At 41.9% G+C, this 13,444-nt stretch carries 10 protein-coding genes and 1 other annotated feature; of the genes, 4 read left to right on the top strand and 6 right to left on the bottom strand.

Annotated elements, in window-relative coordinates; all coding sequences use genetic code 11:
* Nucleotides 1-15: 15 nt before the first annotated feature.
* On the bottom strand, nt 16-1,452 hold the full coding sequence (locus tag ACQCT5_RS07785; RefSeq protein WP_499640652.1) for a hypothetical protein: 1,437 nt from the start codon (nt 1,450-1,452) through the stop codon (nt 16-18).
* A 24-nt stretch (nt 1,453-1,476) separates the two neighbouring features.
* The gene (locus ACQCT5_RS07780; protein ID WP_499640650.1) at nt 1,477-1,863 is read right to left on the bottom strand and encodes a hypothetical protein; all 387 of its coding nucleotides are present in this window, start codon (nt 1,861-1,863) and stop codon (nt 1,477-1,479) included.
* Nucleotides 1,864-1,965: 102 nt separating this feature from the next.
* Here ACQCT5_RS07780 and ACQCT5_RS07775 point away from each other — a divergent pair, with 102 nt between their 5' ends.
* From ACQCT5_RS07775 to ACQCT5_RS07765, 3 genes are read left to right on the top strand one after another with little or no spacing between them, the layout of a single operon-like run.
* On the top strand, nt 1,966-2,664 hold the full coding sequence (locus ACQCT5_RS07775; RefSeq protein ID WP_499640648.1) for a type IV pilus modification PilV family protein: 699 nt from the start codon (nt 1,966-1,968) through the stop codon (nt 2,662-2,664).
* On the top strand, nt 2,648-3,304 hold the full coding sequence (locus tag ACQCT5_RS07770; protein WP_499640646.1) for a PulJ/GspJ family protein: 657 nt from the start codon (nt 2,648-2,650) through the stop codon (nt 3,302-3,304). Before ACQCT5_RS07775 ends, ACQCT5_RS07770 begins: the two co-directional genes overlap by 17 nt.
* Nucleotides 3,305-3,317: 13 nt before the next feature.
* Complete coding sequence (locus tag ACQCT5_RS07765; protein WP_499640644.1) at nt 3,318-5,069, top strand: hypothetical protein; 1,752 nt, start codon at nt 3,318-3,320, stop codon at nt 5,067-5,069.
* Nucleotides 5,070-5,106: 37 nt separating this feature from the next.
* On the opposite strand, the gene ACQCT5_RS07760 is transcribed toward ACQCT5_RS07765, so the two are convergent.
* From ACQCT5_RS07760 to ACQCT5_RS07745, 4 genes are all read right to left on the bottom strand, one after another.
* Entirely contained in the window at nt 5,107-6,636 is a 1,530-nt protein-coding gene (locus ACQCT5_RS07760; protein WP_499640642.1) for an Ig-like domain-containing protein, read from the bottom strand.
* A 199-nt stretch (nt 6,637-6,835) separates the two neighbouring features.
* The gene (locus tag ACQCT5_RS07755; RefSeq protein WP_499640640.1) at nt 6,836-8,572 is read right to left on the bottom strand and encodes a sensor domain-containing diguanylate cyclase; all 1,737 of its coding nucleotides are present in this window, start codon (nt 8,570-8,572) and stop codon (nt 6,836-6,838) included.
* Between the two features lie 109 nt (nt 8,573-8,681).
* Nucleotides 8,682-9,986, bottom strand: a complete 1,305-nt coding sequence (locus ACQCT5_RS07750; RefSeq protein ID WP_499641158.1) for a bifunctional folylpolyglutamate synthase/dihydrofolate synthase — start codon at nt 9,984-9,986, stop codon at nt 8,682-8,684.
* Nucleotides 9,987-10,063: 77 nt separating this feature from the next.
* Nucleotides 10,064-12,706 carry a valine--tRNA ligase gene (locus ACQCT5_RS07745; protein ID WP_499640638.1) on the bottom strand — a complete coding sequence of 881 codons (2,643 nt, stop codon included), beginning with the start codon at nt 12,704-12,706 and terminating at the stop codon, nt 10,064-10,066.
* 58 nt (nt 12,707-12,764) lie between these two features.
* Nucleotides 12,765-13,001, bottom strand: a binding site (T-box leader).
* Between the two features lie 187 nt (nt 13,002-13,188).
* On the opposite strand from ACQCT5_RS07745, the gene ACQCT5_RS07740 reads away from it, so the two are divergent.
* Nucleotides 13,189-13,377 (top strand): YszA family small membrane protein, encoded by a 189-nt coding sequence (locus ACQCT5_RS07740; RefSeq protein ID WP_386640630.1) that lies wholly within the window; start codon nt 13,189-13,191, stop codon nt 13,375-13,377.
* The last annotated feature ends 67 nt before the right edge of the window (nt 13,378-13,444 follow it).

Raw genomic sequence — 13,444 nt, 5'->3', positions numbered from 1 at the left:
TCACCTTTTCGTTTCTTATTTCCCAGAGTTTGCAGTACCGGAACCTGGCTTGTTGTCCGAATCATTATCATCTTCATCATTGTTATTTTTATTTGTGTTACCGGAGTTGTTGTTTTCTCCGTTATTTGAAGTGTTTCCACCTGTGGTGTTGGAGTTGCCGGTATTTGTTCCACCTGTGTTCGTTTCACCAGTATTTGTACCGCCTGTATTCGAGCCACCAGTATTGCTGGAACCTGAATTGTTGGTGTTCCCTGGTGTCGTTCCTGAATTTGTATCATCATCAGTTCCAGGGTTCGTTGCAACTGTATTTCTGATCAGGCTATGCTGTTCAATCCGGTGAATGGGAGCATAGAAGTCTTCACTATACAACGCCGTTTCCACCACCGCACCAGAGGCATCTTTAGCAACTCGTTGAAGCTTCACAAATACCCCGTCCTCTCCTTCCTCCTTGACTTTCTTTTGACTATTCAGAAGCGCTGCCGAATATTGAACAATCGTTTTCGGAGAATAGGATTCTTTGTTTTCCTCTTCAACACTATATACATAAGGCAACGCCGGACCGTTCAACGTTCCAAGCACCGTAGAAGAATCGATGGAAAAAGTAACAGTAAAGTCTTTATTATTAGGGTTCTCTATCACCAGGTCCATCTTGCCACTTTCCATCCTCGCTTCATAACCCGCTACCGCCCACTCAGGCAGCTCTGAAGAAATATGCCTTTCCAAAACGGTAAAATTAGTGGAAGCGGAAAGCTGATAAATGATTGAAGCAACGATGCTCGAAGCTTCATCCGATAAAGTGACATTTTCCTTTAGCAGCCAATCATGGACAGAGAAGACTTGCCCTGCCAAAAGAGACACTTCTTTATTTGACAGACCTTCCTTAATTTCTTCTAAAACTTTTTTATCAGACACCTTAAGAATGGCATCAATCGATGTTTTCTCCACTAACGTATCATCCAACAGATAATCCACAATGGAAAAAGTTTGATTTTCCCCTTTTAGCATGGTTGCAACTTCTATCAAATCATTTAAGAGTCTTTCAGAATCCAATGCAGCAAAAATATCAGGACTATTTGTTAAAGCTTCTAACTCAGCCAAAAGAATCCTTGACTCCAATTCCACATTTAAGGAATTGGTAGTGGAATCCTGCGCATTATCCACGGATTCAGGAATATAGAAAACAAAATGGTTTTTGTCAAAAGGTCTAAGTTCCCCGGACCATTCCAGAAAAATGGTTCCATCTGTCAGCCATGCATCTTTTGCAGCTTCCAATTTTTCCACAACTTCGTCTTTTGACTTGTTGCTTACCTCTTCATTGGCTATAAGAGTCTGCTCGGAAAATGCACTTTTGTGAGGCAGCCAATTATCCGTGATCATGCTAGCGACAAACGAAAATGTAAAAATAAAAGCTGTACAAACAAGCAATGCAAGCAATGTCTTCAAACTTTGCATACTTTCTCCCCCATTAAACTCCCATCATTTCTTCTCTGTTATCTGATCGGAGAGTTCTTCTAATACCAATTTTCTTCTATGTATTTCTTTTGGTTCGTACTTTTCCGTTTCAATGATATTATTGTTTGGATTAATGGATCTCGCATATCTGGTTGTTCCCTCTTTTGGAGAGCTTGTATGGAATAGATTTTGTCTTTGAAGTAATAGGGCAGCAAGAAGTAGAAGTAACATCATAAAAATAATGCTGTGCCAGATTGTTAGACTCTTTAGCACGAATATACCTAAAACGGAGATGAGAAATGATAATAGCGGGATGATCCATATCCCCTTAGAGGTGAATTTCATCCTGACAAGGAAAAATAATGGCAGCAATAAAGCCGTTGCCATAACGGCAAAAACGTAATTCCCCAAAATTACACCACTTTTCTTTATATTTTTACAAAATTTGTAGAACGAAGTAGACTATTGTTATTGTATAATAAACATAGGTATTTTGAAATAGGAGATTACAAGATGAAACAAATTATTGAAAAAAATGGTGGATTTACTTTAATTGAAGTTTTAGTGTCCATAACAATTTTCTCCATCATCATTCTCGGCATGATGACCTTCTTCACCAACGGACTTTCCTATGTAAAAGAAAACGAATCGAAAACAGTGGCAACCCAGGTGGCACGCAATGTCATGAATTATATGGAGAAGCAGGATTATCAGGTTATGGAAGGCTTTCTTACAAAGTCCCTTCAGCTAGAATCCTCTACAAGTGATGGCTCTCCCTACTACATACATCTCAATCGAACACATTGCAGCATAACAGAAGATCTTCAGGTTAAGCCGTTCCCAACAGCATCTGACAGGAGAGAATGGAAGGCTATCTCCATTTTCAGAGATCCTTCCCAATGCGATTCCATCCTTGCATCCAAGATAAACAATTCCATTTTCAATGAAAATAATGTGAATGTTTATATCATGAAATATAATGACAAGCAGCACATTTCCGGTTTAGCCAATCTAATAGAAAGCAAGGATCCTGCTATCGATCTTCCAGCATCCATTTCCGATGTGATTCTTCAGTGGAAGAACAATCCGCCCCCAAACCAATCTGAATCCGTGGATAATCATCTGTTAAGGGTCTTTGTAGTCGTGGATTGGAAGGATAAGAGAGAGGAAGTTTTGATACAAGGAGTTATTTCCCATGAATCTATTCGTTAAGATTTTAAAGGATGAAAGAGGTATATCACTTTACGAGCTATTAGCGGTTCTTGCAATCAGCAGCATCATTATGAGCTCCATGTATGGTGCCTTCATTATGGGAATCAATCTTTATAAAAAAATCGGAATTGAAGCCCAGATGCGTGATGAAGCTGATATTATGGTGGCCTCGTTATTAAACGATCTAAACAGTATCGAGCCTGATGCCATATCAGTTTCTACGCAGAAAGAGTTGAGTCTGTATACTGTAAGTCCAGAAGTATACAAGGATTATTTGACTATTGAAAGTGATTTGTTGAAAATCGCTTCTCCAAGTGCTGTACCACAAGGAAAATTCTATATAAAAGAAAGAGCAGAAAGCTCAGGTTCCTCCATTAAAAAGTACGATCTTTTTAAATACCAGGACGGAGAGGAAATCAGGATAAATGATGGCACATTTTTTCTGCAGCCGATTGACGACTCTACACCAATCATGACCTTTACCTGTTCCCAAAACTCTGTTCAAACCACTACAGGGGATACGATTTGCAGTTCAGGAACAATCAATACCCATTTTAAAATCAGTCACGGCGAATATTCCGCCCCATCCAACCGCCTTTACGTGGAACCGATGGAATTCCATAGTGAATTTGGATATTAGAGAGGTAATTATTATGAATCAAAAAGGGTCCACACTTCTATTAGTACTTATTATTTCTACTGTATTTATGATACTTGGTTTAAGTATTTTAACGATGGCTTTAAACGGAAGCTCCAGAACACAGCTGCGCAGTGAGGCATTCGGAACGATGTACAAAGGGAAGGAAGAGCTGGAGTTCATCGTTGCCACTTTTAAAGGAGAGGTGGAAGACCCTTCAAAAGTTAAGCTGAGCTATGAGCTCACGATGGATTCCTACAATAATTCGTTGCTGGGGATAGTGGATCAGTTGAAGGTAAACTACCCTGAATTAACTGTTACAGATCAGACTCCACTTTTTATTCCAAATCAACTGGAAAGAGATCAGTCTTTTACCAGAATCTTTGAATTTTCCTTACCAGCGGAATCCGACACATATAGCAAAGAAGTGAAGAAACGGGTTATTCTGACCCCTGCTCCGAGTTTTCTGGATTATGCCTTGGGGTCCTATGGGCTGGACGAGTCGGAAGGAAACTTGGATCTTAATGGTTCTTCCAATATTAAAGGAAGCATTATTGCAAACAAGCTCTCTGTGAAGAACTCCGCAAATTTCAAGGATAAGCTGGGCAAAAGGCTTACAGGAACAAACTATCCAGGAATCCTGGGAGATGTCTTTGTACAGAATGAACTGTCCCTGTATAATTATCCAGCGATGGATCCTGTTGAAAAAACCAGTGTGAACAATGTTAAAACCATCAATGATTTACTGAACTACTTCTATCTGGACTCCCGGCCATCTTTTCAGCGATTGAATGAAGAGTTTGTCGAGGTGCAATTTGATCAGTCTTTCCTTTTTAAATTTAATGAACAGTTGAATGTAAGCAAAAAGTTTGGTCTGAGTGATTTTCAAGATGAAGCTCAGCTTATCAAAGATCTTAATAAAGAACTGAGTTTTACTGTCAACCCTGGGGACATTGACCGGTTGGGCGTTCTGAAGCTGGATAGAGTGGATTTCTCGAAACCGATTGTTTCAAAGGAAGCCATACAAATGATGAGCAGTGACCAGGCCATCACTTTTGAACATGACATTATCGTAACCGAGGACCTGACCATTACATCCATCAACAATAACCCGATTACATTGAATGGGAATATCGTGGTTGTAGGCGATCTCGAGTTAAATGCCTACAATGTTCCAATCTATCATAGAGGGACTATTACCGTTCTCGGCAATCTGAGGATAAACGGAAACGATGTCTTGTTCAATAATACCGACAATAATACCGTTTACTTTGACAGTACCATCTATAACTGGAAGGAAAGCTTCATCTCCAATATCAATATCAAGGGACGGGATGATAAACAGCTGGTACTGCTTTCAAGGGATAACATTACCATAACGAGGATAAATGACTTGTATTCATATACCAATCAATATGAAAATAGCAGCTCTCTGGAAGAAATCATGTCCGGTTCATTTCTGAACAATACTGTTTCCCCTCTTGACGCTTATTTTTATACAGAAAAAAAAGCGGAGTTATACGGTGTCGGATCCCTTTTCTACATTAATGGAGGAGTCTTCGCAAAAGAATCCCTAGAAGTGAATGCTGTCAGAGGGAATATCGAGGAAGTGAACGAAGTATTGTCGATTCCGGATGCACTGGCTCAAAACGGAAGGAAAACCCGTTTTCAGGTGATCCACGACCCGAACGTTTTATTAGATCAATTATCGAGGCTGCCTTTATCGGAAAAACTTCGCGTCATCGTGGATGAAACTACTATTCAATAAAAAATCCCGCTGCATTGGCAGCGGGATTTTTTTATGTTTACCAGCGATATTCATCGGATTCTTCATCATCTTCGTCTTTCGGATTATACTGGACGACAATGTCGGTTACGGCAACAATGTTCCCATCCTTTGAAGTAGCGGATAATTGGACATGCCCTTTGGACAGGGTAGTCACAACACCATTTTCATCCACCTTCATCATTTCTTCGTTGCTACTTTTCCAAGTAACTTCTTTATTCGTTGCATTTGAAGGATTAAAAACCAATTCTTCATACATATTAACCGATGAGCCTTCCTTGATTGGGTAGTTCTTCTTTTTAAAGGAAAGTCCGGTCAATGGATAAACTCGATCTGTTACCTTAATAGTAACAAGTGCACGGGCGGAAGAATGAGGTTCTGCCACAACAGAGAGGGTTGCAACCCCAGCTTTTAGGGCAACAACTTTGTTGCCTTCTAATTTAATTATGTCACTACCTTCGACCAGAAGCCATTTGTGGCTCTTATTTTTGCCAGATGGATCCTGAATCTGAACATTGAAACTGCTAAGCTCCTTTTCATTTCCAACCGTCAAGTCAAGGGTACTCGGAGAAACGGTTATTCCTACATCATAGGTATCAAATCCTATTGATTGAAAAGGAAGTTTTTTATTTCCATACTCCACATTTGAATTAGTTAAATTAAACTTCTTGTCTGCTTGTTTAGGAGTTACTTTCGCACGGAATGTGATTTCATCTAGTGTATACTTATTGCCAGATTTTTTAGAGTAATTCAGTTTTCCGAAATCTATGGTGACAACTGTTTCGTCATTACTTTTTTTATGGTAAGTTACTGATTTGGGGCTGTCTAGAATTTCTACTTCAAGACCTGCCGGTAAGGTTTCTGAGAATATCAGGTTATTATTTGATGAAATTTTATCTGGAAGTATTAATCCGTCCTTTAGATAATACCCTTTGAATTTCCCCCATACATCTCCATTTTTTAAATAAAGATCAAATAAACCAATACTTTTGAACTCGTATTCCCTTTTGTTCTTTTTCCCTTCAATTTCAACAACCGGAATTCTCAAGTTAAGGTTCTGGCCTGTTTCTTTCAAATATTCTACACTGTCTTCCACCCATTTGGTTCTTCCATTTCCATGACTACCTGACCATGGTCCAAGTCTGTCAGGCAAGTTATTCAAAGAGTCAATTGTATATATATCTTTAACCCCTGAAATCATCAAATTTTGAAAAGATGGTTTTCCGTTTTTCGTTTCTGGAAAATCGATCGTAACTGTTGAGTCAAACTCATATTCCTTGCCAATCTCGAAGACTCTATCAGTTATCCCTATTGGTTTAAGACCACTTACACCAGAGTTGTTGTTTAACGGAACAATGTCTGTGGGCTTTATTGAATAGTTAATGAAAAACGCCTCATTTACTTTTTTCATGCCGCTTTCAGCTAAAGTACGGCTAACCGAAAAATCAAAATCACTCTCACTCGGGTTAAACTGGGACTGTGCACCGGTTGAAACACTAACAACTGCTATCAGCAATACAACAGTAATGATGGTTAATAATTTCTTCATTGGTCCTCCCCACATCCCGCCATTATGTAAAGTTTATCTGTTATTAGGATGGTTCTTAGTTTTATAGGTATATAGTATCATATCATGTCTATTATATCATTTTTTTGCCAGATACATAGTTTATTTTAGGGATTTTGCTTAATTTTGTCATTTTATAACTGTTGGAAAAAGAAAAACCCACCATTGAGGTGAGTTTCCATTACGACGTCTTCCTATACTCCGCCACCTTATTCCGTCCCGCCTGCTTCGCCCCGACATACATTGCCCGGTCTGCATGACGGATAAGATCCAGGGTATCCTCTGCATCATCCGGCGCTGTCGCAAAGCCGATGCTGGCGGTCACTTTGACTAGCTGGACGGTATGGGAATCGCGAATGTGCTGCTTCAACGCGAAGGATCTGTTGGCAAGGTTGACTCTGATTCTTTCTGCAAGCTCAAAGCATTTGCCTCTGTCCATATCTGGAAGCAGGATGACAAATTCCTCTCCACCGTATCTTGCAACAGTGCCAGCTTCCCCAACGATCCCTACAAGTCGATCTGCCACTTGCTTCAGTATTTCATTCCCGCTTTGGTGGCCGTATATATCATTGATCTTTTTGAAATGGTCAAGGTCCAGAAGAATGAGTGATAAGGAGGAAAGCTCCCCTTTGTCCAAGCTGGCATACTCTTTTTCCAGTACACTTTCAAAATAGCGGTAATTATAAAGTTTCGTCAGGGCACAACGTTCACTTTTTCGTTTTGTCTCCTGATAGTGGCGGGCCTTTTCCATTGCCACCCCAAAGTACGAGGCGAGTATATCTGCAATCATCAGCTGGGACTTATCATACGACCTTTTAGTGGTGCTTGCCAATACGACGATTCCCTCAATCTTTTGATTTCGAGATACTGGGACGCACATGACACTTTGAAGGGAAGGATGCAGATGCGTGTTTGAAAAATGCTTCCATTCCTTTCTAGTAAGATAGCATTGGCTTTTTCCCCGTTTTAATATATAGGACAAAAGTTCCTCGTTATCTATATTCATTTCAGTATTGACTGCCACAAAATCCTGATTGTCGATTACACGGAGGATTTTCAGTGTGCTTTCCCCGTTCACATCAACAATGGCTGCATAGTCAACAGGAAACAAGGTGGAGACCTTGTCCAGGAATACATCCAGCACCCCTTGCGTATCAAGGCGTTCTGTCAGCTGATGTCCGACCTCTGCTGCCTGCTGGAGGTATTTGTTAACCTTCTGGCTGGAATGGTAGAGCTGGAGTATCAATGTCAAGACGACAAACGGCAATCCCACGTAGAAAATCGCCACGATACCTAACTGCTCATATAGCACATATAGAATCAGTCCAACCGGCAATACAATAATACTGGTTACCGCTTCCCACTTAGTATCAGGAGTGATAAATCTGCTTTTTCGTTTATAGATGGACACTTGTATCATATACAAGGCAATGGAGTTCAGCGTGAAATACATCAGTTCATGGAAAAGGATAGGTACGATTACACCTGGCTGCAGAAGTCTTGTGTCCCCATGTCCTCCTCCAAGTGCATAATACACAAAACCGCAAATTAATGAAATCGTGGAAAACATTAATAGATTGATAGGTATTCTAAGTAGGTTGTCCTTGCTCACTCTTATTTTTAGCATCAGCGCTATGACGGAAATGAGGGTAAGGACCATTTCAGCAAAAAGGCCAAATGATAGCAGGATTGCAAGGGATACCCCCTGAGTCAGGAACAGCGGAACATCGCCCACAACGATCGGGATAAGGGCAAGTATGATCAGCAATATCGCAAACCCTACAAGATGAAGCAAGGGCAATTCCTCTATAGCTATAGGAGAAATCTGATAGCCTACCCAAAGGCTCAAAGGAAATATCAAAAAGAAGCATGTCCAAATCGCTGCTTTCATAGTCCCACTTATTGCATGAGGTGCCATGCTTACCCCCCCTTCCTACTAATTTCTTCAACGAAATAATGCAATAACGTAATTTTATCAAATTTTCTAAACTTTGTCACAACAAAAATAGGATAATTCTCCCTTTATTTCATTTCCCGTTTTCTGTGAAATAAGTCCTTACTTCTGAAATAAAATATAGGGAGCCCGTAATGAGCAGCAAATCGTCCTTTCCAAGGTCAGAAAGGATGGATTGCAAGGTACTCTTCCACGGTTCTACCGCTCTTTTTCGGGGGTGTTTACTTTTTCCACATAGAAACTCCGCATCCGCTGCCCGCGAGAAATCAAAGGAGGTAAAGGTGATGGTATCGGCGACTTCATCCAACAGGCTGATCATTTCATCCAATGGTTTGTCGGATAATGCGGTGAACACGATATGAACATTTTTTTCCTTGTATCGATCCCTGACCGTTTCAGCGAGCTTTTCAATTCCTTCTTTATTGTGTGCTCCATCCAGAACCACAGGTGGGTCCTGAGAGATCTCTTCCATTCTTCCAGCCCAGAACGCCTTTTCCAATCCCTTCCGGATATGCTCCCCTTCGATAAAGAAGGAATAGTAGTTTTTCACGTACACACATGCCATGACTGCAAGTGAAGCATTATCCACCTGATGCCGTCCTTTCATGGAAATCTTGAGGTTTTCCATGTTTCCAAAAGGAGTGGAAAGTGAAAAGCTTTCCCCTTGTACGGTTGCTTCATAGTTGCTGATTTTCAACTCTTGCGATAGCTGATACAGACGAGCTTTTTTCTCTTTTGCAACTTCCCCAATAACTCTTCTAGCTTCTTCCTGGGAAACTGCTGTTATCACTGGGACGCCATGTTTGATGATACCGGCTTTTTCAAAAGCAATTTCGGAAAGGCTGTCCCCAAGGATCGCCTGATGATCATGGCCGATGTTGGTGATGACGGATACGAGCGGGGTGATGATGTTTGTTGAATCGAATCTACCCCCAAGACCTGTTTCATACACGGCTATGTCCACGTCTGCCATATGCCTGAAATAGTAGAAGCTCATCGCTGTAATCACTTCGAATTCGGTGGGACTTCCAAGTTCATGGTTTTCCAGTTCATCTGCCAGAGGCTTGACGAGATTTACAAGCTTCACCAGGTCTTCGTTTGAAAATGGTATCCCATCCACACTGATTCTTTCATTGAATTGTTCGATATATGGAGAGGTGAAAGTACCTACCCTGTAGCCTGCCTCTTGAAGAATATGACGAATATAGGTTACCGTGGAGCCTTTGCCATTTGTACCTGCAACATGTATCGTCTTGAATTTTCGTTCGGGATGACTGAGCTTTTCCATCATCCATTCCATTCTTTTTATGCCGGGCTTGATTCCAAAACGCAATCGCGAATGGACCCAATCTAGAGCTTCTTCATATGTATGTATCATCATTCCGTTCCTTTCTGGCGGTTTATTTCTAAAGGAAAGACGAACCCGATACGGATTCGCCTTCACTTTTTTCATTCTTAGCCCTTCAGTTCGTCAATGCGAGCCTGAACAGCCTCTCGTTTTTCCACATAATCCTTTTCTTTCGCTTTCTCCTCTTCAATCACGCTCTCTGGAGCCTTCGCGATGAAGCCTTGGTTGGAAAGCTTCTTCTGTACCCGTTCCACTTCTTTATCAAGCTTCGCAAGCTCTTTTTGGAGACGGGCGATTTCTTCTTCGATGTTGATGAGGCCCTGTAAAGGAAGAATTAGTTCTGCTCCAGTTACAACTGCTGTCATTGCTTTTTCGTCCAAGGAAACGTTCGTACCGATTGTCAGTTCACTTGGGTTACAGAAGCGCTCCAAGTAGGAACGGTTCTGTTCCAGCTTGCCTGCAATTTCTTCTGTTTTCGCTTTTACTAGCAGTTTAACTTGTTTGCTCATCGGGGTGTTCACTTCGGCACGTACATTACGAACGCTTCGGATGATATCAACAAGCAGGCGCATATCCGCTGCCGCTTCCTTGTCTGTCAAATCCGTGCGAACCTCCGGCCATTTTGCAACCGTAATGGATTCACCTTCGTGAGGAAGCTGCTGCCAGATCTCCTCTGTGATGAATGGCATGAATGGATGTAACAGGCGCATCGTGTTATCGAGCACGTAAGCCAAGATAGAACGAGTTGTCTTCTTTGCCTCTTCGTCTTCGCCATAAAGGGGAAGCTTCGCCATTTCGATATACCAGTCACAGAAGTCATCCCAGATGAAGTTATAAAGGGCACGGCCCACTTCACCGAATTCATATTTATCTGCAAGCTTTGTCACTGTTTCAATCGTTTCGTTCAAGCGGGTAAGGATCCATTTGTCCGCAACTGATTTTTCTCCGCTCAAGTCGATATCTTCAAACTTCATATCTCCCATGTTCATCAAGGCAAAACGGGACGCGTTCCAGATCTTATTGGCAAAGTTCCAAGTGGACTCCACTTTTTCGAAGCTGAAGCGAAGATCCTGACCTGGTGAGCTACCAGTAGATAGGAAGTAGCGAAGTGAATCCGCTCCGTACTTTTCGATAACATCCATCGGATCGACACCATTGCCAAGGGATTTACTCATCTTGCGTCCCTGCTCGTCACGGACAAGTCCATGGATGAGTACATCCTTAAATGGACGTTCGCCGGTAAACTCCAATCCTTGGAAAATCATTCGGGATACCCAGAAGAAGATGATGTCATAACCTGTCACCAATACATCTGTCGGGTAGAAGCGTTGATAGTCCGGTGATTCCGTTTCCGGCCAGCCCATTGTGGAGAAAGGCCATAGTGCGGAACTGAACCATGTATCCAATACATCTGTATCCTGTTCCCAATTTTCGATGTCTGCCGGCGGCTCGTGGTCTACATGCACTTCGCCAGTCTCTTTATGGTACCAGGCAGGGATCCTGTGGCCCCACCATAGTTGACGGGAGATGCACCAGTCACGGATATTCTCCATCCAGCGCAGGTATGTGTTTTCAAAACGATTCGGTACAAAGTTTACTTTGTCCTCCTGATTTTGAAGATCGATCGCTTTATCAGCAAGCGGCTGCATTTTAACGAACCATTGAGTGGAAAGGTATGGCTCGACAACCGCTCCACTTCTCTCACTATGTCCAACGGAGTGCATATGCTCTTCAATTTTGAAAAGAACGCCTTCCTCTTGAAGGTCTTTTACAAGCTGCTTACGGCATTCGAAGCGGTCCAAGCGTGCGTATTTTCCAGCCTTGTCATTCATGCTTCCATCTTCATTCATTACAAGGATTCGCTCAAGATTATGGCGGTTCCCGATTTCAAAGTCATTCGGGTCATGGGCTGGAGTGATTTTCACCGCACCACTACCGAATTCCATGTCTACATAATCATCAGCAACGATCGGAATCTCACGGCCTGTAATCGGCAATGTGACGTTTTTGCCAATCAGGTGTTTGTAGCGCTCGTCTTCAGGGTGAACCGCTACTGCAGTATCCCCAAGCATCGTTTCAGGACGGGTTGTCGCGATTTCAATATGTCCGGAGCCATCAGTCAGAGGATATCTCATATGATAGAAGGCACCCTGAACGTCCTGGTGAATAACCTCGATATCGGATAATGCCGTCTTCGTTGCAGGATCCCAGTTGATGATATATTCGCCGCGGTAGATCAAGCCCTTTTTGTAAAGTGTTACGAATACTTCACGAACCGCTTTTGATAAGCCTTCATCCAGCGTGAATCGCTCACGGCTATAGTCAAGTCCAAGACCCAGTTTTGACCATTGCTGGCGGATGTGGTCGGCATATTCTTCTTTCCATTTCCATGTTTCTTCCACGAACTTCTCGCGGCCCAGGTCATAACGGGAGATGCCTTGGCTGCGAAGCTTTTCCTCTACCTTAGCCTGTGTGGCGATACCGGCGTGGTCCATACCAGGCAGCCACAATACGTCAAAGCCCTGCATGCGCTTCATGCGTGTCACGATATCCTGTAGTGTCGTGTCCCATGCATGCCCAAGGTGCAGTCTACCTGTAACGTTTGGCGGTGGGATAACTACCGTGTAAGGCGTTTTATCCTGGTCATTGGTCGCTTCAAAGAAACGGCCATCCAGCCAATATTGATAACGGTTTTTTTCAATTGCTTGTGGATCGTATTTAGTCGGAAGATTAACTTCTTTCATTTCCATCTTCGTTCCTCCTCATTATTTATTAAAAATAAAAAATAAAAAACTCCCCTCATCCAAATAAAAGGACGAAAGGAGTTAAGTTTCGCGGTACCACCTTTTTTTACAGGATATAGATAGACTATCCCCTGTACACTCAAAGCTTGTTAACGGCTCTTCACCGGTTTCAACTACTGACATTTCATTGAAACTACTCGAGGGCGACCTTCCAGACTGACCTTCCTAAGAAACCTTTCAGCAGATGGTTTCTCTCTCTAAAGGAGTCGAGTTCCGTACTCTTCCCTGTCACTGTATTTCATATAATTTTATTGTCCTTCTATGTTACAAAATAAATCATCTAATAGTCAATAAGCTTCTCCAACTTTTTATTAAGATATTCACAAAAGAAAATAATTGTGCGAAATTGGGCACTAATTTTCGCCATAAATCATAAGTTGATTATATAGTGAGTATTGGTCAGCTTCATCATAAGAGGAGGTACACCCATGCGAAAATATAATCCATATTCCTTGCCGCCCTGGTTAAGACAGGTCAGAGCTGTCTGTGCGCAATTCATTATACCAATTTGCATTTTCCAAGGTATACGGACCATTTTTCTCCCAACTACTTTTGATGTGTTAATACTGGCGATCTGCATTGTCATAGCCATATGTTTTCACCTGGAATGGATCTAAAAAACCAAGCGAGACGTTGGACCTTGTTTCCAATCGTCTCTTTTTTCTGATATCAGCATATTCTATG

The sequence above is a fragment of the Sutcliffiella halmapala genome (assembly GCF_050107295.1).
GTDB classification, from domain to species: Bacteria; Bacillota; Bacilli; order Bacillales; family Bacillaceae_I; genus Sutcliffiella_A; species Sutcliffiella_A halmapala_A.
This window is presented reverse-complemented; position numbering and strand designations above follow the sequence as displayed.